Raw genomic sequence first — 21,318 nt, forward strand, 5'->3', positions numbered from 1 at the left:
TGTTTACCAATTTTCACTTCACCGCGAAACCAACAGCCGCTACTTCAACGGTTTTATCTCCAGTCCATGAATGTCCCGGAGCCGCAAAAGGCACAGCTCCTCGTTCGTCTTTGGAACTCCTATGTCCATAGTACAGAAAAGTTGCAGTTCCTGCGACAGCACCGTGCAATTATTTTGTTTCACCACGATCATCACATCGTTCATAATGGTATAGTCGAAAGTGAGATGATATTTTGACTCTATGTTTTTCTGGACGGCCGGCACCAGCTGCAGCACCATGGAAGCACTCACCTTATAAGCATTGATCAGTCCAGGCACCCCCAGCAGGGTACCGCCAAAATACCGCACTACCACTACCAGCACATCTGTCAACTGTTTACTGTCTATCTGCCCGAGGATTGGTTTACCCGCTGAACCGGAAGGCTCTCCGTCGTCATTGGCGCGGAACTGCATCCCGTCGGTGCCCAGCCGGTAAGCGTAACAATGGTGGGTGGCCTTGGGGTGTTCCTTCTTCACTTCCATCAGACATTCTTTCACCGCTTCAGGGCTCTTCACAGGAAATACATATCCCAGAAATTTGCTGCCCCTGTCTTTGAACTCAGCGACAGCAGTTTTGTCAACTGTAAAATAAACCTCCATCTATATATTTTAGAAAAACCAGATATTCTTGTTTTATCCGCGACGGTAAATGTCGATACGGTCCCCGTCAAGGAACAGGCTTTCTGTGGCTGCCGCCTGGCGCAGGGCCGGTGCCGGCAGCCCGTCCGGCAGTGTATCCGTTCCCGTTATCACGCGGGCTTCGTCCCACAGGTCTGTTTCGAGGAAACGCTGCAGCACATAGGGGCCTCCTTCTACCAGCACACTCTGTATCTGTCGCTGGTAAAGGCTTTGCATCAACTGCGGCAGCAGCGGTACGGTAAAGTCGAGCTGCATCAACGCTGCTTTTCCGGCTTCTCCTTCCTGCGCCGTAATAAAGACAGTGGGGATACTGCCATCCCACAGGTGATGCGTGCGGGGCACAGCCAGCGTCCGGTCGATGACCAGTCGCACCGGGTGCTTGCCGGGCCACAAACGGGTATTGAGCCTGGGGTTATCGAGGATAGCGGTACGGGTGCCTACCAGGATAGCCATCTCTTCGCTGCGCCAGCGGTGTACGAGGCGGTCGCTCCAGCGGTTGGAGATACGTACCGGCGCCCCGTCCGGACCGGCCATAAAGCCATTGCGGCTCTGGGCCCATTTGAGAATGATATAGGGCCGCTGCTGTTCATGAAAAGTGAAGAAGCGGCGGTTGATGGCCCTGCATTCCTTTTCCAGCACGCCCGTATGTACATTGATACCGGCTTTTTTTAACTTCCCGATACCTTTTCCGGCTACCGCCGAGAAGGTGTCCACACAACCGATCACCACCTCCGGAATTTTTTCTGACACGATCAGATCGGCACAGGGCGGTGTTTTACCATGATGCGCACAGGGCTCAAGGCTTACATACATGGTAGCCCGCTGAATGAGCGGCCTGTCTTCCGGCGTTACACTGTTCACACAGTTCACTTCCGCATGCGCCTGACCATATTGCCGGTGGAAGCCTTCCCCGATGATACGGCCCTGATGCACCAGCACCGCCCCTACCACCGGATTGGGCGCCGCATGGCCGCGACCCATGGCCGCCAGCTCCAGGCATCGCCGCATAAAAATTTCATGGTCTGTGCTATTCATGATACCCTGTTAAGTAATATTTTTGCCAAAATTACGTTTTTAGCCGACGGAAAATGCCAACCATTCCCCGGTTTGTATTTTCCGGCTGATTCTTAAATTATCAAATTTGACTATACAAACAGCCTTTACCTATATCACCGGCGCCATCGGCGATGTATATGATCCGCGCGAAGCCGCCAATATAGCGCATATCGTACTGGAACATATAACGGGCATGAATAAACTGGACCGCCTGGTGCATAAAGCCAGGTTGCTGTCGCCGGACCAGAACGCCCGGTTGAAAACCGCCATAGAAGCGCTACAACGCCTGGAACCCGTGCAGTATGTGACCGGCTCCGGCTGGTTTTACGGCATGGAACTGACCGTCAACCGCCATGTGCTGATTCCGCGCCCGGAAACGGAGGAACTGGTAGCCTGGGTCCTGCAGGACCTCGCCGGCCATTCCCGCCCGCATCTGCTGGACATCGGCACCGGCAGCGGCTGCATCCCGCTGGCATTAAAACAACATATCCCCTCCGCAGTGGTAATGGCCATAGATGTCAGTGAAGAAGCGCTGGCAGTCGCGAAAGGCAACGCCGCACGGCTGCGGCTGGAAGTGGACTTCCTGCAGCGCAGCGCCCTCGATGAACAACAGATGGCTACGCTGCCTTCGTTTGACGTGATCGTCAGCAACCCGCCTTACATCACGCAACGCGAACAAGCCACCATGCAGCAACAGGTATGGGGCTTCGAACCGTCTATCGCGCTGTTTGTGCCCGACAACGACGCCCTGTTGTTTTACCGGCACATCGCCCACACGGCGCTGCAGAAGCTGAACCCGGGCGGCGCCCTCTATTTCGAGATCAATGAATCACTGGGCAAAGAGGTGGTCGAACTGCTGCAGTCGCTCGGCTTCGATGAGGTGACGCTCCGGCAGGATATGTTCGGCAAAGACCGGATGGTTAAGGCCCTCACGTCACGCAAAGACGCAAAGCAGCAAAGACGCAAAGAATAAAATATAAGCGGGCAGAGAAAGCAAAGGAGCGAAGATCAAACTTGATCTTCGCTCCTTTGCTTTCTTATAATTCTTATCAGTCCTTTGCGTCTTTGCTGCTTTGCGCCTTTGTGTGACGGCTTTGCGTGACTATTGCTTAGCCGTTGCCAGCACTACTTTCGCCCCTATCTGCTTCGCTATCTCCATCACATTCACCACATCTTCTATCGGCACTGATTTCTCCGCATTGATCACGATGGTAGGATCTATTTTCTCGTTGGCGACAGCGGGGGCCAGCGCCTGCTTGAGGCCTTCAAAAGGCACTTTGGTGGTTCCTACAAAAAACTCATGCTTTTCGTTGATGCTCACCACCACAGTCTGCTTGGCTTTGGTATTGCTCTGGGCTTTCGGCAACATCAGCTTGATGACGTTGGGATTGGCCAGCGTGGAAACAATCAGGAAGAACAACAGCAGAATGAACAGGATGTCATTCAGTGCCGAGTTGTGCATCTCCACATGTTTCTTATTTCTCCTGCGTAAATTCATGAGTGGTGGTTTTAGCGGGTGGGTTCCTGCAGGATGTCGGTAAACTCTGCTGCAGCTCCTTCCATCTTGTTAACAACCTTGTCTATCTGTGCATTCAGGAAACTGTAACCGATAAAGGCCACAATACCGATGATCAGACCAGTAGCGGAGGTGATCATCTTCACATAAATACCACCTGCAATAGTACCGAGGGTAATATCGGAAGTAATGGAGATGTTAAAGAACGTCTGGATCATGCCCGCAATAGTGCCCAGGAACCCGAACATCGGTGCAATACCGGCGATGATAGAGAGAATCACCAGGTTTTTTTCCATCCGGTAGATCTCCAGTTTACCCACATTTTCCATGGACTTCTCAATGGAATCGATCGGTTTACCGATACGTTGCAGGCCTTTGTCGATCATACGGGCAATAGGTCCCTGCGTGTTTTTGGCGAGGGAACGGGCGCCCATGATATTGCCGGTAGTGATCTGATCGCGGATCATCGGCATAAAGTTATCTTCCAGGCGGCCAGCCTTTGCAATGGTCAGATATCTTTCTACAAACACAAATACCGCTATAACCGAGAGAATGCCCAATGGTATCATGAGTACGCCCCCTTTCATGAGCATGTCGATCAGGTGTATCTCCTGTGGTGGTGCTGCAGCTGCATTGGCGGCCTGCGCTAAAGAATCGGCCTTCGGAAGCAATGTATCCTGCAATAATGTGATAAGCCCTAGTATCATGTGGATTTTCTTCTATTAACGGTTAAAATAGTAAAATAATTACGAATTACGAATTACGAATTACGAATTGGAGGTTGTTTTATAGCAGGGGATACTTAAGAACCTTTCCAAAAACGAACCCTTAATTCGTAATTCGTAATTTGTAATTCGTAATTGACTAAGCCTTTTCCTCCCAAACTTGTGCCAGATATACGATTGTCTGCACAGCTTTCTGCATGTCCTGTATGCTCACATATTCCTGTTTGCTGTGGAGGGCCATTTCACCGGTAAAAATATTAGGGCAGGGCAATCCCATGAAGGACAGGCGGGAACCGTCGGTACCGCCACGGATGCTCATTTTCAGCGGCTGTATGCCTGCGCGGCGGATAGCCTCCGCTGCATAGGCGGTTACTTCCGGATGCAGGTCCAGCACCTCTTTCATATTGCGGTATTGCTCGGTGACTTTCAGCGTGGCCCTGGCTCCGGGATAACGCTCCAGTACTTTCTCCATCTGACGGCGCAGGAAAGCCTCGTGAGATTCCAGATGGGCAGTGGTGAAGTCACGGATGATAAAATCGATCTCTGTTTTTTCTACGGTGCCGCTTATACGTACCGGGTGGATGAAACCTTCCCTGTCTTCCGTTGTCTCAGGAGAAAGACTGTCTTTCGGCAGGGCGTCCACGATTTCGCCGGCGATCTTGATAGCGCTGACCAGCTTGTCTTTCGCTGATCCGGGATGCGCGCTTACACCATATACCGTGATTTTAGCGCCGTCGGCGGAGAAGTTTTCGTCTTCCAGTGATCCCAGTTCACCGCCATCCATGGTATAACCAAATTGTGCGGCAAGTTTTTTCATATCTACTTTTTCCACACCACGGCCCACTTCTTCATCAGGAGTGAACAGGATGCGGATAGCGCCATGCTTTACTTCCGGATGTGTCATCAGGAAATGAGCGGCGTCCATGATTTCCGCCACGCCGGCTTTATCGTCGGCGCCGAGCAGCGTGGTACCGCTGGCCGTGATGATGTCATCTCCTTTTTTGCCGGCCAGGTAAGGATGCTCCCTGGGGCTGATCACCACGCTCTTATCATCCGGCAATACGATATCACCGCCATCATATGCGCGGTGCACAATTGGTTTTACACCGGTGCCGCTGCTGTCGGAAGAAGTGTCCACATGGGAACAGAAACAGATGACCGGCACCTGTTTATCGGTATTGGCCGGAATAGTGGCATATACATAACCATGTTCATCGAGTTCTGCATCGGTGATGCCCATCTCGTGCAATTCCTTTACCAGCAGGCGGGACAGGTCCTTCTGCTTTTCTGTGGAGGGAAAGCTGGTGCTTTGCGGATCGGATTGTGTATCTATCTGCGCGTAACGAATGAAGCGCGTATCAACAGTATATGAGTAATTTGTAAACATATTGCAAACGTAAGGAAAAAAGCGGTGCACCCTTTTGCCGTAAATTTTTCTGTTTAACCACCGCTCACAATAGTCATTTCAGTAAAATATTCTACAAAAGACATTTATTATACTACAAAACACCAAATTTTTCGATTTTCATAAAACAAATACACAATAATGATAGGTTTGCCGGGAACAAAAAACCATCCTGTATATGATTACCAATATTCCAGGCTACCCCCGAATAGGCAGCCAGCGGGAACTGAAGAAAGCCTGTGAAAATTACTGGGCAGGTAAAATTTCTCTTGAGAAACTGGAACTAACGGCCAGGCTCCTACGAAAAGAACACTGGGAAACCCTTCATCAGGCAGGGATAGACCTGATACCCTCCAACGACTTTTCATTTTATGATCAGATGCTCGACATGAGCATGGCCCTGGGCGTGATACCCGCCCGCTTCCAGGAGCTGCGCCGCTCTTTCGCCAACCCACACTGCCTGGAGCTGTATTTCGCCATGGCAAGAGGTTACCAGAAGAACGGCTTCGATCTCACGGCGGTGGAAATGACCAAATGGTTTGATACCAACTATCACTACCTGGTACCTGAATTTGACCACAGCCAGGCCTACAGCCTGCAGTCCCGCAAGAGCGTACAGGAGTTCCAGGAGGCGCTGCAGCAGGGCACCCGCACCAAACCCGTGCTGATAGGCCCGGTTACTTATATCCTCTGTGGCAAAATAAAGAGCGCCGGCGTTACCCGCGCGACCTTACTGCAACAGCTGTTGCCCGCCTACCTTGAACTGCTGGCCGCCCTCCGCGATGCCGGCGCCGACTGGATACAGCTCGATGAACCTTCCCTGGTGACCGACCTGGAACCTGCTGACAAAATACTGTACCAGCTGGCCTACACCGCCATCCGCGAAGCGTTCCCGGACCTGAAACTGTTGCTCACCACCTACTTCGGAGCGCTGGAAGACAATACAGAGCTGGCTTTACAGCTACCGGTCAATGCATTGCATATAGACCTCGTCCGCGCACCGGAACAATTGGACAGCATCCTGAAAGCGCTTCCTGACAATATGCAGTTGTCACTTGGCGTGATAGACGGCCGCAACATCTGGAAAAACGACTACGCCGCCTCGCTGGCGCTGATCAACCGGGCCACCGCGGCGCTGGGTGCAGATCGTGTAATGCTGGCTACTTCCTGTTCGCTGCTGCATGTGCCTTACAACCTGGAAGATGAAACAGCCCTCAACGCCGATGTCAAACAGTGGATGGCCTTCGCACGGCAGAAAGTACAGGAGGTCATCTCCCTGAAAAAAATTCTTGCCGGGGATACCGCGCTGCTGGCAGCGAATCAACAGGTAATGGAGCAACGAAAAACAGCGCCCGGTATTCACGTATCTGCTGTAAAAGCCCGGCTGGCAGGCGTTACCCCGGATGATTTTTCCCGTGCGCACAGCTTTACCGAACGTCAGCCCCTGCAGCAGGAAAAGCTGCAACTGCCGCTGCTGCCTACCACTACCATCGGCTCGTTCCCACAGACGGTGGAAATACGGCAACTGCGCTCCAATCTCAAAAAGGGGCATATCACCGCGGAGCAATATGACCAGGACATCAGCGCCGCCATCCGGGAAGCCATCTCGTGGCAGGAATCACTCGGCCTCGATGTGCTGGTGCACGGCGAGTTTGAGCGCAACGACATGGTGGAATATTTCGGGGAACAGCTGGAAGGTTTCGCTTTCACACAAAACGGCTGGGTGCAGAGCTATGGCTCCCGCTGTGTAAAACCGCCTGTTATCTATGGCGATGTATGGCGCCCGCAGCCGATGACCGTTGCCTGGAGCCGGTATGCACAATCACTCACCGGCAAGCCGGTGAAAGGAATGCTGACCGGTCCTGTCACCATCCTGCAATGGTCATTTGTGAGAAACGATCAACCCCGCATGGACACAGCGCTCCAGATAGCGCTGGCCATCCGCGATGAAGTGAAAGACCTGGAAGATGCCGGTATTGCCATCATACAGGTAGATGAACCGGCGCTGCGCGAAGGACTGCCCCTGCGTAAAAGTCAGCAGGACGCCTACCTGCAGCAGGCAGTCGACGCCTTCCGCCTGTCGGTAGCACCAGTGCAGGACACCACACAGATACACACGCACATGTGTTACGCAGAGTTCAATGATATCATTGCCCACATCGCCGCTATGGACGCAGATGTGATCACCATGGAAACATCCCGCTCACAGATGGAACTGCTGGAAGCCTTTGCACAGTTCCGTTATCCTAATGAGACAGGGCCGGGCGTATATGATATCCACTCCCCCCGTGTGCCGGGCGTAGCGGAAATGGGCAAATTGCTGCAGCGTGCAGCTGAACTGCTGCCTGCCCGCAATCTCTGGGTAAACCCCGACTGCGGCCTTAAAACAAGGAAATGGCCGGAAACGGAAATGTCGTTGCGCAATATGGTGCAGGCAGCCCGCGAAGTGAGGAAACAACTGGTGTGATTTCATTCTTTCAGCATTTCGTACATTTGGTACATGCTGAAACATGAAATCGTCTCCTGTCCCCGCTGCAACCGGACTTTTGAATGCCGGGTCAACAGTATTCATCGCTGCCAGTGCAGCGGGGTACCGCTCACACTGGAAGAACGTTTCAAAATAAGCGAAAAATACCAGGGCTGCCTCTGCGAAAATTGTTTACGCGAATTACGGGCTGCATTGCAAAAACAGCCTGATGCTCCACTATAAATCAAACCATGGCATACGAAGAACAGATCGGGAAATCCGTTACCAGAATTTTCAAAGCGGTATTTCCTAACACGGTAAACCATTACGACACACTTTTCGGCGGCACCGCCATGCATATGATGGACGAAGTAGCCTTTATCACTGCTACCCGCTTCACGAAAATGCGCACCGTCACCGTATCATCAGACAGAATCGATTTCAAAAAACCTATTCCGCACGGCACCATCGTGGAATTGATCGGTACAGTAATACATGTAGGCAACACCAGTCTGAAAGTAAGAGTGGATATCTATGTGGAGCAGATGTACGTCGATCACCGGGAACATGCGATCAGCGGTATTTTCACCTTTGTGGCGATAGACGAAAATAAAAAGCCGATACCTATTAAAGTACCGGCTTAAAAATTTATAAATTTTTGATTTACGGATGTTGGGATTTATGTAGTTATTTTACCATTGGTGATTGCCAATTGACAAAAATCAAAAAATAAATTTCTACATCCGTAAATCAAAAAATCCGTAAATATCCTATACGATTTCCACCAGTTCCAGGTCAAACACCAGGTCCTGACCAGCCAGCGGGTGGTTAGCATCCAGGGTGATAAACTCAGTACCTACGGCAGCTACCCTCACCTGGAAAACCTGGCCTTCAGGATTGCTCATCTGCAGTTCCATGCCCACTTCAGGGTTCAGGTCAGGAGGAATATTTGCTTTAGGAAATTCCATGATCATTTCATCATTCTTCGGACCATATGCCTGATCAACAGGGATATGAATTGTTTTCTTATCGCCCGGCTTCATATCCAGTACACCGTTCTCAAAGCCTTTGATCACCATGTGTGCACCAACTTTGAACTCCAGCGGCGCTCTGCCCTCAGAGGAATCAAACATGGTACCATCGGTCAAACGGCCCTGATAGTGCACCTTCACAGTATCCCCGTTTTTAACAGCTTGCATAAATTAGTTGTTTATAGTGAATAATAGCCGCAAGATACTAAAACCGGCCATATATCACCATTTTTTCTCACTGCCATACAGGTTTTGCCGTATCTTAACGGGCATGAACCGTATATTAATCCTCTGCACGCTTTTATGCTGCCTGCTGACCTCCACGCAGGCGCAGTACGCCTCCCATGTAGTGCCGGGAGCCGCGCAAACCAGCCAGTACCTGCCGCTGCTGCAAAACAAGCGGGTGGCCCTGCTCGTCAACCAAACCGCTACCATCGGCCAGACCCACCTCGTAGACTCCCTGCTGAAACGGCAGGTGCGCATCGTTAAGATCTTCAGCCCCGAGCATGGCTTCCGCGGCCAGGCTGACGCCGGCGAAAAAGTAGGCAACAGCACCGATAAAAATACCGGCCTGCCCGTCGTATCCCTGTATGGCCAGCACCGGAAAGCCACGGCAGCAGACCTGCAGGACGTAGACGTGCTCATCTTCGATGTACAGGACGTGGGCGCCCGTTTCTACACTTACATCTCCTCCCTGCAGGAACTGATGGAGTCTGCCGCAGCCAACAACAAACCCATCATCGTGCTCGACAGGCCCAACCCCAACGGGGATTATATAGATGGCCCCGTACTGGACACAGCTTTCCGCTCTTTTGTAGGCATGCAGCCCATTCCCGTTGTACACGGCATGACCGTGGGAGAATACGCACAGATGCTCAACGGTGAAGGCTGGCTCAGCAAAGGCGTTAAATGCAGGTTGACCGTCATTCCCTGCGAAAACTACACCCACCACACGTATTATCGTCTGCCCATAGCACCGTCACCCAACCTGCCCGATATGGCGGCGGTGAATCTGTATACCTCCCTCTGTTTCTTCGAGGGCACGCCTATCAGCCTGGGACGCGGCACCGACAAGCCTTTCCAGCTGTTTGGCTCGCCGTCGTTCCCTAAAAAAGGTTTTTCTTTTACACCCCGCAGCGTTCCCGGCGCTAAAAATCCGCCGCTGAAAGACCAGCAGTGTTATGGCTTCGACCTGAGCAAAGCGCCCGAAGCAACGCCTGCAAAAGGCCGCCGGATAGCATTGAAATGGTTGTTGCAGGCGTATGCCTTATATCCCGAAAAAGATAAATTCTTCAACAACTTCTTCAATAAACTGGCCGGCAATGCGCAGTTACAGCAGCAGATCAAAAACGGCCTGTCGGAAGCCGACATCCGTAAAAGCTGGGAACCGGGGCTGCAACGGTTTAAAGCCATCCGTGCAAAATACCTGCTGTACGAGGAATAATTGATTTACTTTTGCTTTCTATGAATAAACAGCTTCGCATCGTTTTTATGGGGACGCCTGATTTCGCAGTAGCATCCCTTGATATACTGGTAGAGAACGGATTTAACATCGTCGGCGTAATCACAGCGCCCGACAAACCCGCCGGCCGTGGCCTGCAACTGCAGGAGAGCGCCGTTAAAAAATATGCTGTCAGCAAAGGCTTACCGGTATTGCAACCGGAGAAACTGAAAAATCCCGAATTCATCGCGCAGCTGGCCGCCCTCAAAGCAGACCTGCAGGTAGTGGTGGCTTTCCGTATGCTGCCGGAGGTCGTCTGGAATATGCCGCCCGAAGGTACCATCAACGTACATGCGTCACTGTTGCCCAATTACCGCGGCGCAGCACCCATCAACTGGGCCATCATCAACGGTGAAACGGTGTCCGGCGTCACTACGTTTAAATTGCAGCATGAAATCGACACCGGCGATATCCTCCTGGCGGACAAAGTGACTATCCGCGAAGATGAGACCGCCGGCGAACTGCATGATGAACTGATGCATACCGGCGCCCGCCTGCTGTTGAAAACCGTACAGGCTATTGCAGCCGGCAATGCACAGGAAACACCACAGGCAAACATCCCCGCTGCTGATATCAAACATGCGCCGAAAATATTCAAGGAAACCTGTCAGATCTACTGGAATGAGCCGTTGGACAAGATATATAATCTCGTACGGGGCCTGAGCCCCTACCCCGCCGCCTGGACAACGTTACAGGGCAAAAGCATCAAAATATACAGAGCGCATAAAGAACCGGGAAAACCTTCCATCGCTCCCGGAGAATTCGACACAGACCAGAAAACCTATGTGAGGATGGCTGCGCCGGATGGTTACCTTTATCTCGATGAAGTGCAGCTGGAAGGCAAGAAACGCATGGATATCGAGGCGTTTCTGCGGGGATATCGTTTTTAGTCTCGCAAAGCGCGCAAAGGACTTTATAAATAAGTAAGAACGCAAAGGAGCGAAGACCGACGTTTACCGATTACAATATGTAAGTTGATATATACTGTAATCAATAAATGTTATTCTTCGCTCCTTTGCGTTCTTACTTATTTATAAAGTCCTTTGCGCGCTTTGCGTGACTAATTATCGTAGCTCAGTTCGCAGTAGAAACGTGCGTCAGTAGTGCCGAGCGCCTGCATAGCGCCATCGCTCAGTTTTACGATGAGGCCTGCATTGGATTTCATCTGCGGGATCACGTCCAGTACTTTGGCGTAGATGGCTTTGCCATTCAGCGGGTTGGTGACTTTGATGATCGTACCGCGTGCCGCTGTGTTGTGCAGCGCGTAGTATTTACCAACAGCATTGCTTTTAAACCAGGTGCCGGGGCCTTTCTCTGTCGTAGCTTTTTTACCGCCGTTGGTCTGCTGATCGTACAGTTTTTCAAAGTCGCCGCTGGCCACTACCGGTGCTGCCGGTTTCGGAGCCGGGGCAGGCGCAGGCGTTGTTTCCGGGGTGTCTGTCACCGGGCGTGCTTCGGCTTCTTTTTTTACTTCCTTCCGGGGTGCTTCCGTAGCCGGAGGCGTTACAGGTTCAACCGGTGGCGCCTGTTCTTTCGGCTCGTTTTTCACCACCTCTTTGCGAGGGGCGGGAGCCGGCGCCGGAGCAGCAACAGCAGCGCCGCTGCCACCTTTCAGGTAGCCAACGATGATGTAGCTGTCTTTCTTCAGGCCGTCGCCCTGAAAGCTGTTCCATTGACGAATGTTGTCCAGGGGTACTTTGTTGTGGTTAACACTGACGCGGTATAAAGTTTCTTTTTCAGATACCTTGTGATATACCGGCGTTCCGCTGGCATCCGCTTTCTGGGAGAAATTGGCATTTGTCAGCGGGATATGCAGCAGATGTCCTAACTGCAATCCGTGATCCATCGTTATCTTGTTGGCGGCAGCAATTTCTTTGGGGGGCACGCCATAAGCACGGCTCAGGCTATAGAAGTTCTCTCCTTTTTTAACAACGTGAGAGATGTAAAGAGCCGGTGTGGTACCCTGTACCAGCAGTGTGTCCTGCGCTTTTACCACTCCTGCACTTAAACCAAACAAGGCTATTGATAGAATCGATTTTACCATACTAACTCTTTTTATGATTGAATGACCGTCCTTTTTCGGGCAACGAATATATGCGATAAAATTGACAAAAATATTTAATAAAACAAACGAAAAAACATGCTTTTTGTTGTTTGTCGTGATGAGACGCGCTCGATTGCACCTCACCGGCAAACACTTGTTGGCAGCCTATTTCACAAATATGTAACAGCGGGAACAAATAGCGCGGATGATTTTTACAACCCGCTGATATCTTTCAAAATACGGAGTTCTTTAGGATAATAGTTGTTCATGCGGTTGGGGAGTATTTTGGCCCATCCCAGGGCCATCTGGCCGTAACGCATCAACGCCCAGCCTCTGACAGGGGTATCGATGCCCGGATCTTCCTTGCGCAGATATTGCAACGCTGCTTTCAGCTCCAGGTCCACTACCGGCACTTTATCCGCTACCAGTGGGCTCATGGCCAGCTGATGGTCCGGTATCAGTTCCTTCTTTCCTGCCTGGCCGGCTTTAACGCCCGCCTTGCGAATATACAACTGTTGTTGCAAGAATGCGATTTCTGTTGTTAACAATGGGGATAAAATCAACATTTCGTCCTGGTGGGGCAGATAGCCATACCCGTCGGGCAACTGTACCCAGGAGGCTAACAGCTCCTTTTCTTTTGCATTCACGGCCGCGGACTTTGCCTCTTTACGCTTCGCCGCGTGAGCCTTTTCCTTCTTGCGGAAACAGCTGATAAAAAAACCTTCCCCCTTCAGCCGGTTGGGATAAAAACGGTAACCGGTACAATTTCGTTTATCCGTTACCGTTGTGACTATCTGCCATTCTTCCGGGATATTCAGCGGTATATTTTCCAGTTCAAAATGATTGGCCAGCCAGTCCAGTATCACCTCATCTTCTTCTTTTGAGAAAGAGCAGGTGGAATAGATCAGGATACCGTCTTCTTTCAGCGCAGGCAGCACATCGGCCAGTATCCTTTGCTGGCGCTGGCTGCAGAGCTGCACATTTTCCGGCGACCATTCCGGTATCAGCTCGGGGTCCCTGCGGAAAAGGCCGGAACCGGAGCAGGGCGCATCAATGACCACCAGGTCAAAATAACCCGGCAGCCGGCTGAAATCACGCGGATCATTGTTGCTCACCACTACGTTGGCGCCACCCCATTTGCTCAGATTATCCGCCAGCAGCGCCGCTCTCGGCTTGATAACCTCATTGGCCACCAGCAGGCTTTGCCCGTTGAGCAAAGACTGCAGCAACGTGGATTTACCGCCCGGCGCAGCGCAGAGGTCCAGCACCTTTAACGGCTGGCCCAGGTTGGTCGTTGCCCGCACCGCATATTCCAGGAACATGGAAGAAGCCTCCTGCACATAATACGCGCCTGCGTGAAAGTAGGGGTCCAGCGTAAAGGAAGGACGCTGCGGCAGGTAGTACCCCGCTGTGCTCCACGGCACCTGCGTGGCGCCGCCGGCCGTCAAAGCAGACAGAATATTCCCCTGTGCTGCTGCATCAGGTACTTTCAATGGATTAAATCTCAGGGAAGTGATTTTTTCTGCTGCTGCGTGCACCTGCTCAAACGGCGCCCGGTCAAAACCGGGAAGGCCTTCCAGGGAGGCTATCAGTGCTTCGGGTAATTGATTGGACAATGCGCTTTTTCCGGCAAAAATACGAAGGTTCATGGTTCCCGCAAAGGCGCAAAGCAGCAAAGCACGCAAAGGATTAATAAGAACTATAAGAAAGCAAAGGAGCGAAGATCAAATAGTATGGACTTCGCTCCTTTGCTTTCTCTGCCCGCTTACATCATCTTTGCGTGCTTTGCTGCTTTGCGCCTTTGCGGGAACTATACCTGCTTGATTTCTGCCACCAGCTGCTGCAATACCTGTTTGGCATCACCAAACAGCATGGATGTTTTTGGTTGAAAAAACAACTCATTTTCGATGCCGGCATAACCTGGCTTCATACTGCGTTTATTCACGATTACCAGTTTGGCATTTTCCACTTCCAGGATGGGCATCCCATAGATAGGACTGGCAGGATCGCTTTTAGCGGCGGGGTTCACCACGTCATTGGCTCCCAATACCAGCACTGCGTCGGTCGTGGGCATTTCGGCGTTGGCGTCTTCCATCTCCAGCAGTTTCTCATAGGGCACGTCCGCTTCGGCCAGCAGTACGTTCATATGGCCCGGCATACGGCCTGCCACCGGATGGATGGCATACTTCACCTCCACCCCTTTATCTTCCAGCAGTTTTTCCAGTTCATGGCAGGCATGTTGCGCCTGTGCTACGGCAAGGCCGTAACCGGGAACGATCATCACTTTACTGGCATAAGCCATCACCACGGCGGCATCTGACAAACTGATTTCCTTGTAGCTGCCCTGTTCCTTGCCACCCGCCGCGGCCGCCGCAGCGCCGCCGCCAAAAGAGCCGATCAGCACATTTTTCAGCGAACGGTTCATCGCCCGGCACATCAGGATCGTCAGAATAGTACCGGCAGATCCTACCAGGATGCCACCGGTAAGCATCACCGGGTTGTCGTACAGGAAACCGCCACAGGCGGCGGCCACGCCGGTAAAGGAATTGAGCAGGGATATCACCACCGGCATGTCAGCCCCGCCAATGGGCAGCACGAACAACACGCCATAGATCAGCGCGCAGACCAGTATCAGATAAAATAACAGTTGAAAACCAAGCAATGCATCCGCGGTACCCGCTTTCATCGCTTCTTCCACGCGCTGGTTGACCGTCAGTACCAGCACTGCCGCACCGATCACTACTATCGCCATCACCACCAGGTTGACGATATGTTGTCCTTTGAAAGCAAAATCGCGGATACGGCCATTGAGTTTTCCCCAGGCCACCACGCTGCCTGCAAACGAAACAGCGCCGATGATCAGGCCCAGCAGGATAATCAGCAGATGCCCGCGCAGGTCCGGGCTCAGGTCCACCGACAGATCGCCGCCTTCAATCTTGGATTGGAGAAGCCGGTGCAGCTGCAGCACCGCCTGTTCCGCCATCCCGGAGAACACCTCCCCGGGATTAAACCTTGAATGTACCAGATGATCAAACTCCACCACGGAGATAAGGGCGGCGCAGGCGCCTCCCATACCGTTGAACATACTCACCATTTCCGGCATAGCCGTCATCTTTACTTTCCTGGCGGCCATCACGCCGATGACGCTGCCTATCAGGAGGCCGGCCGCTATCCAGCCGTAGTTATGCAGATGTTTTCCGTCGGATTTATACAGGAAGATGGTGCCCAGAATGGCGAGTGCCATGCCGGCTGCCGCCACCAGGTTGCCTTTACGGGCAGTATCCGGTTTACTGAGCATTTTCAGGCCAAGGATAAACGTAACAGAGCCGATCAGATAGATAACAGATAGTACACTGAGTCCCATAAACATTGCGCTTTAAACCGTTATTTCTTTTTCTTTTTGAACATCTCCAGCATACGGTCTGTTACCACGAAACCGCCCACCACATTGACCGTACCCAGAATAACCGCCAGAAAACCGAGCATCAGCGCCAGATAGTTGTCCTGCTCCGCCTGCCCCATCACGATGATCGCGCCGATGATCACCACCCCGTGAATTGCGTTGGCGCCGCTCATCAGCGGCGTGTGCAACACAGAAGGCACCCGTGAAATCACTTCCACGCCGAGGAAAACGGAGAGGATCACGATATAGATCAGCTCTATATGTTGTTGAATAAAAGAAAGAATATGTTCCATGCTTGCGGTATTTGATTAGTCGGTACAGTCCCGCTGGCAGCGATCAGATGCTGGCAGCCGGTTTTGCGCTTTTCAGGCGCTCGTGGACGATCTCGCCATTGTGGGTGATGCAGGCGCCCTTCACGATGTCATCCTCAAAATTCAGCTGCAGGTTTCCCTCTTTGGTCAATATGAGTTTCAGGAAATTGAAAACGTTTTTAGCGTATAGTTTGCTGGCGTCCGCCGGCATGGAGGCGGCGAGGTTGGAATTACCGATAATGGTAACACCCTGGTAAAGCACAGTTTCATTGTTCCGGGTAAGGGCGGTGTTACCACCGGTGGCGGCGGCCATATCTATGATCACGGCACCGCTGCGCATCTGGTCCAGCATGGGTTGGGTGACCAGCACCGGCGCTTTTTTGCCCGGTATCTGGGCGGTGGTGATAACAATATCTGCTTTGGCGATGCTTTCGGCGATTTTAGCCTGTTGTTTTTGCTGGTAGTCAGCGCTCTGTTCCACGGCATAACCACCGGCGGCAGAGGCGTCGGCGGCGCCGTCCACTTCCACGAAGCGGGCGCCGAGGCTTATCACTTCTTCTTTTACGGCCGGGCGGGTGTCAAATACTTCTACCACTGCGCCCAGTCTCCTGGCGGTGGCGATAGCCTGCAAGCCGGCCACGCCGGCGCCCAGTATCAGCACTTTGGCAGGAGCAATACTGCCCGCAGCTGTCATGAACATGGGGAAATAACGGGAATAGGTATACGCAGCAAGGAGGACCGCCTTATAGCCGGCAATATTGGCCTGGGAGCTGAGCACGTCCATCACCTGCGCACGGGTGGTGCGGGGGATGGCATCGAGGCTGAGGGCCGTAATCTGCCGCGTGGCCCAGTATTCCACCTCTTCCGGGCGGAACAGCGGCTGCAATACGCCCAGGATCACTTTCCCGGCGGGTATCTGCGCCACCACCTCCCGCGGAGGCGGTTGCAACGTAAAAATAATATCAGACAGGGAAAGAATCTCGGCGGCAGTTTTTATCTGCGCACCCGCCTGCATATAGGCGTCATCGTTATAGAAAGCCTGTGCGCCGGCACCCTGCTCCACCCACACGGTTACCGACATCTGCTGCAGCTGTTTCACGATTTCAGGCGTGAGGGACACCCGGGTTTCACCGTTTTTTTCTTTTAAAATTCCTGCAATCATCTGGTGGAAATTTATAATGGAATATAAAGAAAAAACGGCAACTACGAAACAAAATCGCTGATTAATTTTTCTTCAGTTTATCTGCCAGCGACACGGCATGCTGTATCAGCGCAGGTAAGGCTACCCCCTGCACAAAATTACTCCTGAGCAGTATACCGGGATAGTTATGTTCCATGGCGGCAACGGCAGCACGCAACTTTGCATGTCCGGTATTCAGTTGCGGAATAGCCTGTTGAATAAAACTAAAATGCTGCATCACCGGACCTGCTGTCAACCCCAGCAGGGAACGGACCTCTCTGACCACCGTTTCCTGTAACTGCGCAACGCCCAGTTCATCGAAATAATGTTCCTGCCGGGAACCGCCTGTAAAAACGGTCAGCAGCAGTTTCCCATCGGGCGCTTTATGCGGGAAGATGGCCGAATTGCAGATGGCGCCGAGGAAATGCAGTTTTTCTGCATGCGGCACCAGGAAACCAAACCCTTCCAGCGGCTGTGGCAGCGCGCTGGCGTCGAAGCCCAGGTGCAGTACGCCCATGCGCGGGTAACGTACCTGTTGCAACAAGGCGGACAGCCCTTCGTCCAGCGCCGCCAGCTGCCGCGCAGCGGCATAAGCCGGCGTGGTCAGGATAATACGGTCGGCCTCCAGCAGGGATTCCCCGTGCTGCCCGTCGCAAACCGCCTGGTAGCCGCCATCAGGCGCCACTACGATTTTTTTCACGGTCGTCTGAAAACGCACCGGTGTTTGCAGACGTTCCTGCAAACGCCGCGTCAGCGTTTGGTTACCACCCGCGAGGCTGATGATCTTACGGCCCGCCATCACCCCCTTTTCTTTCATGAGCCCTTTGGTGACGCTGCCATATTCCCTTTCCCAGCGCGGCAATGCGGGCAATACCTCGGCAATGCTGAGATGGTCGGGATCACCGGCATAAATACCGGATAATATCGGATCGAATAAATAATCGGCTATCTCTTTGTTGAACCGGCGCTCCACGAAATGTGTGACCGTCTCTTCGCCCTGTACCGGCGCGGGTTTGCGGAACCGTTCGGTAAACAGGCGCCATTTGCTGCCACGACTGATATAATCAGATCCCATGATCTTGAACGGATGAGGCGATACAGCATGCAACCGGTTGTTTCTTACCAGGAAACGGTTCTTGCTGGCAGCGGTAGCAGTCAGTATCTCCTGCTCCAGGCCGATTTCCCGCAGAAACGCCATCGTTTCCGGCGTAGCGGCGATGGTATTCGGACCGGCGTCCAGCTCAAAACCTTCTTTGTTGAATGACTGTATCACACCGCCGCTATGACCGGCTGCTTCCAGCACCTGGTAAGGCACTCCTCTTTTCTGCAGCTCGTAGGCGATGCTCAGGCCGGAAACACCGGCCCCGATGATCAAAACGGGTTTTTGTGGCATATGGACAAGATTATACGGTTTCCGCTTGCATGATCTGGTTACAGTATTTGACGATAGCGTTTACCCACATCGGATGCACGTTCAGACAAGGGATCATGGTAAAACTATCGCCGCCGTTGTTCATAAACGAGTGTTTCCCTTCTACGGCGATCTCCTCCAGTGTTTCCAGGCAGTCAGACACAAACGCCGGACACACGACCAGCAGCTTTTTCTTTCCCTCTTTGGGCAACGTCTCCAGCAAACCGGCGGTATAAGGCTTCAGCCATTCCTCCCGGCCGAGGCGCGACTGGAAAGAGATGCCCCATTTCTCACGGGGCAGCCCCAGTTTAGCCGCTACCAGCTCCGCCGTGATCGTCACCTGGTGCCGGTAACAGAACTCATGGGCCGGCGACTTCACATGGCAACAATCCGTCACCTTCATGCAATGATGACCGGTGACATCGCCTTTACGGATATGCCGTTCCGGTACCCCATGGTAGCTGAACAGCACATAATCGTGACTTTGTTGCAGGAAAGGGCGCATGCTCTCTGCGACGGCGTCAATATAGGCAGGCTCATCGTAGAAAGGCGGTATGACGGAGAGTTTAAATTTATATTTTTTCTTTTTGTGGATTTCTTTCGCATACTCCGCCGCTGTTTCGTATGAAGACATGGCGTAATGCGGATACAGCGGCAGCAGGATCACTTCCTTCAGCTGCGGGTTCTTCTTCAGCAGGTTGCCGAACGCCACTTCCGGGTGCGGATTGCCGTAACGCATGGCTATCTCCACGGGTACATCCATATCATGCTGCACAGCCGCCTGTAATTGTTTGGTAAGCACGATCAGCGGAGAGCCGTCTTCCCACCAGATAGAGGAATAAGCTTCGGCAGACTTCTCCGCACGGCGGGGAACAATGATGCCTTCTATGAGTATTTTACGGAACAGCCATGGATAATCAATCACGCGCTTGTCCATCAGAAACTCCAGCAGATAACGTTTTACATCGGGAACTGCCGTACTGTCGGGCGAACCCAGATTCATCAGAATAATGCCAACTTCAGATTTAGATACCATGGTGCTTAATAAATTGCTGCAAAAGTAAATAACAAATCCACACAAAATGCTTTTTCAGGAAGGGCCTGCAAAGCCCCGTCGCCGGCCCTAATGTCATGTGTTTGTAATGAATCCAATGGTATTTTTCGTATATTCGTGCCGCTATCCGCGCTATGACGCCAAACAGGCAAAAAACTGATAAAAATCATTTTTTCATCGTACAGAACACCAGTAGGAGAAATGACACACTAATGACAGCCTAATCCCTTTTGTTTGCGGCGTATGCAAGTATTTTTGCAGCCGGAAGCTTATTCAAAAACATGCAGGTCAGTCACTCAAAAGAAATAGCAAATTTTCATATCGTTGGCATCAACTATAAGAAAACCGACGCTGCTATCAGGGGATTATACGCCATTAATCCGGCCCAATACCAACAACTCCTGGAGCATGCCAGGACTGTGCAATTAGATGATCTCTTTGTACTCTCCACTTGTAACAGAACAGAAGTATACGGGTTCGCCAATTCTGCCGGCGACCTGCTGGACCTGCTGTCCCGCGAGACGCACGGCGATCGTGCGCAGCTGGAAGAACTGGCCTATGTTAAATCCGGCGAAGAAGCCATCCGTCACCTGTACCAGGTAGGCACCGGCCTCGACTCACAGATCCTCGGCGATTATGAGATCATCGGCCAGATACGCAACGCCGCCAAATTCGCCAAGGCGCAGCAATGCCTCGGCAGCTTCCTTGAAAGACTGGTCAACAGCGTACTGCAAGTCTCCAAACTGATCAAGACAGAAACCGGCCTTAGCAAAGGCACCGTATCAGTGGCTTTCGCCACCGTGCGCCTGCTGGAACGCCAATGCCCGGACATCCGCAATAAAAAAATCGTACTCGTAGGCGTAGGCAAAATAGGCCGCAACACCTGCAAGAACATGATAGAATACCTGGGCGTGAAAGAGATCACCCTCATCAACCGCACGCTCCAGGTGGCCGCCGATTTCGCCGGCCAGCACGGACTCCGCTACGCACCCTACGAAAACATGGTCCCTGAAATGCAGGCCGCCGATGTAGTGCTCGTAGCCTCCAATGCCCCCGAACCTACGGTACTGGCATCCCACTTCCATCAGTCCTCCCCTAAACTGATTGTCGACCTCTCCATCCCGTTCAACGTGGAATCGGCTGTAGGCGACCTGGAACATGTGTCCCTGATCAACGTCGATGAACTGTCCAAAGTACAGGACGAAACCCTGCAAAACAGGCTGGGTGAAGTGCCCAAAGCCCTCGCCATCATCGAGGAGTATATGGCCGAATTCCTCTACTGGTACAAAATGCGCAAACATGCCGTAGTACTCAAAGCAGTAAAAGACAAATTACAGGAGATCCACACCCGCGAAATACAACAACAGAAAAATGGCTCCGGCTATAAAGTGGAAGACATGGAACAGGTGTCTTCCCGTATCATCCAGAAAATGATCAATCTCATGGCAGGCAAGGTCCGCAAGGAAACCGACAAAAGCGACCTGTATATCGCCATGATCAACGATATTTTCGAAGCAGGCGTCAAGCAGGACTAAT

The 21,318-nt window shown here is 52.3% G+C and carries 20 protein-coding genes; 7 read left to right on the forward strand and 13 right to left on the reverse strand.

Translation table 11 applies throughout. From position 1 onward, the window contains the following. Positions 1–39 precede the first annotated feature (39 nt). Together HF324_RS27445 and ribD are read right to left on the reverse strand one after the other, a co-directional pair. On the reverse strand, positions 40–639 hold the full coding sequence (locus tag HF324_RS27445; protein ID WP_168806251.1) for an IMPACT family protein: 600 nt from the start codon (positions 637–639) through the stop codon (positions 40–42). Between the two features lie 33 nt (positions 640–672). After that, the gene (gene ribD / locus HF324_RS27450) at positions 673–1,713 is read right to left on the reverse strand and encodes a bifunctional diaminohydroxyphosphoribosylaminopyrimidine deaminase/5-amino-6-(5-phosphoribosylamino)uracil reductase RibD (RefSeq protein WP_168806254.1); all 1,041 of its coding nucleotides are present in this window, start codon (positions 1,711–1,713) and stop codon (positions 673–675) included. Positions 1,714–1,819: 106 nt separating this feature from the next. Between ribD and prmC the strand changes: the two genes are divergently transcribed. Further along, positions 1,820–2,707 carry a peptide chain release factor N(5)-glutamine methyltransferase gene (prmC, locus tag HF324_RS27455; protein WP_220100630.1) on the forward strand — a complete coding sequence of 296 codons (888 nt, stop codon included), beginning with the start codon at positions 1,820–1,822 and terminating at the stop codon, positions 2,705–2,707. 129 nt (positions 2,708–2,836) lie between these two features. On the opposite strand, the gene HF324_RS27460 is transcribed toward prmC, so the two are convergent. From HF324_RS27460 to pepT, 3 genes are all read right to left on the reverse strand, one after another. Beyond that, entirely contained in the window at positions 2,837–3,232 is a 396-nt protein-coding gene (locus tag HF324_RS27460) for an ExbD/TolR family protein (RefSeq protein WP_168861360.1), read from the reverse strand. A gap of 11 nt (positions 3,233–3,243) precedes the next feature. Then, the gene (locus HF324_RS27465; protein WP_078667352.1) at positions 3,244–3,957 is read right to left on the reverse strand and encodes a MotA/TolQ/ExbB proton channel family protein; all 714 of its coding nucleotides are present in this window, start codon (positions 3,955–3,957) and stop codon (positions 3,244–3,246) included. 157 nt (positions 3,958–4,114) lie between these two features. Continuing rightward, complete coding sequence (gene pepT, locus HF324_RS27470) at positions 4,115–5,362, reverse strand: peptidase T (RefSeq protein ID WP_168806258.1); 1,248 nt, start codon at positions 5,360–5,362, stop codon at positions 4,115–4,117. Positions 5,363–5,558: 196 nt separating this feature from the next. Here pepT and metE point away from each other — a divergent pair, with 196 nt between their 5' ends. The 3 genes from metE to HF324_RS27485 are packed head-to-tail and all read left to right on the forward strand — an operon-like array spanning position 5,559 to position 8,491. Next, positions 5,559–7,847, forward strand: a complete 2,289-nt coding sequence (gene metE, locus HF324_RS27475) for a 5-methyltetrahydropteroyltriglutamate--homocysteine S-methyltransferase (protein ID WP_168861361.1) — start codon at positions 5,559–5,561, stop codon at positions 7,845–7,847. Between the two features lie 33 nt (positions 7,848–7,880). After that, positions 7,881–8,090: a cysteine-rich CWC family protein gene (locus HF324_RS27480; RefSeq protein WP_168806263.1), complete on the forward strand. Its 210-nt coding sequence runs from the start codon at positions 7,881–7,883 to the stop codon at positions 8,088–8,090. An 8-nt stretch (positions 8,091–8,098) separates the two neighbouring features. Then, positions 8,099–8,491 (forward strand): acyl-CoA thioesterase, encoded by a 393-nt coding sequence (locus HF324_RS27485; RefSeq protein ID WP_168806265.1) that lies wholly within the window; start codon positions 8,099–8,101, stop codon positions 8,489–8,491. A 126-nt stretch (positions 8,492–8,617) separates the two neighbouring features. Here HF324_RS27485 and HF324_RS27490 read toward each other — a convergent pair whose 3' ends face one another. Continuing rightward, entirely contained in the window at positions 8,618–9,046 is a 429-nt protein-coding gene (locus HF324_RS27490; RefSeq protein ID WP_168806266.1) for an FKBP-type peptidyl-prolyl cis-trans isomerase, read from the reverse strand. A 103-nt stretch (positions 9,047–9,149) separates the two neighbouring features. On the opposite strand from HF324_RS27490, the gene HF324_RS27495 reads away from it, so the two are divergent. Continuing rightward, positions 9,150–10,322 carry an exo-beta-N-acetylmuramidase NamZ family protein gene (locus HF324_RS27495; RefSeq protein WP_168806268.1) on the forward strand — a complete coding sequence of 391 codons (1,173 nt, stop codon included), beginning with the start codon at positions 9,150–9,152 and terminating at the stop codon, positions 10,320–10,322. Between the two features lie 20 nt (positions 10,323–10,342). After that, positions 10,343–11,269, forward strand: a complete 927-nt coding sequence (fmt, locus tag HF324_RS27500) for a methionyl-tRNA formyltransferase (RefSeq protein ID WP_246269304.1) — start codon at positions 10,343–10,345, stop codon at positions 11,267–11,269. A gap of 170 nt (positions 11,270–11,439) precedes the next feature. Here the strand turns inward: fmt and HF324_RS27505 are convergent, their stop codons facing one another. The 7 genes from HF324_RS27505 to hemH form a co-directional block, all read right to left on the reverse strand. Continuing rightward, positions 11,440–12,423 (reverse strand): DPBB and LysM peptidoglycan-binding domain-containing protein, encoded by a 984-nt coding sequence (locus tag HF324_RS27505; RefSeq protein WP_168806271.1) that lies wholly within the window; start codon positions 12,421–12,423, stop codon positions 11,440–11,442. Between the two features lie 212 nt (positions 12,424–12,635). Continuing rightward, the gene (locus HF324_RS27510; RefSeq protein WP_168806273.1) at positions 12,636–14,072 is read right to left on the reverse strand and encodes a methyltransferase RsmF C-terminal domain-like protein; all 1,437 of its coding nucleotides are present in this window, start codon (positions 14,070–14,072) and stop codon (positions 12,636–12,638) included. Positions 14,073–14,233: 161 nt separating this feature from the next. After that, entirely contained in the window at positions 14,234–15,787 is a 1,554-nt protein-coding gene (locus tag HF324_RS27515; protein WP_168806276.1) for an NAD(P)(+) transhydrogenase (Re/Si-specific) subunit beta, read from the reverse strand. A gap of 20 nt (positions 15,788–15,807) precedes the next feature. Then, positions 15,808–16,119, reverse strand: a complete 312-nt coding sequence (locus HF324_RS27520; protein WP_168806278.1) for an NAD(P) transhydrogenase subunit alpha part 2 — start codon at positions 16,117–16,119, stop codon at positions 15,808–15,810. Positions 16,120–16,162: 43 nt separating this feature from the next. Then, entirely contained in the window at positions 16,163–17,299 is a 1,137-nt protein-coding gene (locus HF324_RS27525) for a Re/Si-specific NAD(P)(+) transhydrogenase subunit alpha (RefSeq protein ID WP_168861362.1), read from the reverse strand. 61 nt (positions 17,300–17,360) lie between these two features. Beyond that, positions 17,361–18,710, reverse strand: a complete 1,350-nt coding sequence (hemG, locus tag HF324_RS27530) for a protoporphyrinogen oxidase (RefSeq protein WP_168806282.1) — start codon at positions 18,708–18,710, stop codon at positions 17,361–17,363. A gap of 10 nt (positions 18,711–18,720) precedes the next feature. Next, positions 18,721–19,764 carry a ferrochelatase gene (gene hemH, locus HF324_RS27535; protein ID WP_168806284.1) on the reverse strand — a complete coding sequence of 348 codons (1,044 nt, stop codon included), beginning with the start codon at positions 19,762–19,764 and terminating at the stop codon, positions 18,721–18,723. Positions 19,765–20,063: 299 nt separating this feature from the next. On the opposite strand from hemH, the gene hemA reads away from it, so the two are divergent. Then, positions 20,064–21,317, forward strand: a complete 1,254-nt coding sequence (gene hemA / locus HF324_RS27540; RefSeq protein WP_168806286.1) for a glutamyl-tRNA reductase — start codon at positions 20,064–20,066, stop codon at positions 21,315–21,317. Position 21,318 lies beyond the last annotated feature (1 nt).

The sequence above is a fragment of the Chitinophaga oryzae genome (assembly GCF_012516375.2).
GTDB lineage: Bacteria > Bacteroidota > Bacteroidia > Chitinophagales > Chitinophagaceae > Chitinophaga > Chitinophaga oryzae.

Coding starts and splice junctions, on each gene's coding strand:
- HF324_RS27480 (WP_168806263.1), top strand. CDS start 7,881: ATGCTGAAACATGAAATCGTCTCCTGTCCCCGCTGCAACCGGACTTTT.
- HF324_RS27505 (WP_168806271.1), bottom strand. CDS start 12,423: ATGGTAAAATCGATTCTATCAATAGCCTTGTTTGGTTTAAGTGCAGGA.
- fmt (WP_246269304.1), top strand. CDS start 10,343: ATGAATAAACAGCTTCGCATCGTTTTTATGGGGACGCCTGATTTCGCA.
- HF324_RS27520 (WP_168806278.1), bottom strand. CDS start 16,119: ATGGAACATATTCTTTCTTTTATTCAACAACATATAGAGCTGATCTAT.
- metE (WP_168861361.1), top strand. CDS start 5,559: ATGATTACCAATATTCCAGGCTACCCCCGAATAGGCAGCCAGCGGGAA.
- HF324_RS27525 (WP_168861362.1), bottom strand. CDS start 17,299: ATGATTGCAGGAATTTTAAAAGAAAAAAACGGTGAAACCCGGGTGTCC.
- hemA (WP_168806286.1), top strand. CDS start 20,064: ATGCAGGTCAGTCACTCAAAAGAAATAGCAAATTTTCATATCGTTGGC.
- HF324_RS27490 (WP_168806266.1), bottom strand. CDS start 9,046: ATGCAAGCTGTTAAAAACGGGGATACTGTGAAGGTGCACTATCAGGGC.
- HF324_RS27465 (WP_078667352.1), bottom strand. CDS start 3,957: ATGATACTAGGGCTTATCACATTATTGCAGGATACATTGCTTCCGAAG.
- HF324_RS27460 (WP_168861360.1), bottom strand. CDS start 3,232: ATGAATTTACGCAGGAGAAATAAGAAACATGTGGAGATGCACAACTCG.
- hemH (WP_168806284.1), bottom strand. CDS start 19,764: ATGGTATCTAAATCTGAAGTTGGCATTATTCTGATGAATCTGGGTTCG.
- HF324_RS27510 (WP_168806273.1), bottom strand. CDS start 14,072: ATGAACCTTCGTATTTTTGCCGGAAAAAGCGCATTGTCCAATCAATTA.
- pepT (WP_168806258.1), bottom strand. CDS start 5,362: ATGTTTACAAATTACTCATATACTGTTGATACGCGCTTCATTCGTTAC.
- ribD (WP_168806254.1), bottom strand. CDS start 1,713: ATGAATAGCACAGACCATGAAATTTTTATGCGGCGATGCCTGGAGCTG.
- hemG (WP_168806282.1), bottom strand. CDS start 18,710: ATGCCACAAAAACCCGTTTTGATCATCGGGGCCGGTGTTTCCGGCCTG.
- HF324_RS27495 (WP_168806268.1), top strand. CDS start 9,150: ATGAACCGTATATTAATCCTCTGCACGCTTTTATGCTGCCTGCTGACC.
- HF324_RS27515 (WP_168806276.1), bottom strand. CDS start 15,787: ATGGGACTCAGTGTACTATCTGTTATCTATCTGATCGGCTCTGTTACG.
- HF324_RS27485 (WP_168806265.1), top strand. CDS start 8,099: ATGGCATACGAAGAACAGATCGGGAAATCCGTTACCAGAATTTTCAAA.
- HF324_RS27445 (WP_168806251.1), bottom strand. CDS start 639: ATGGAGGTTTATTTTACAGTTGACAAAACTGCTGTCGCTGAGTTCAAA.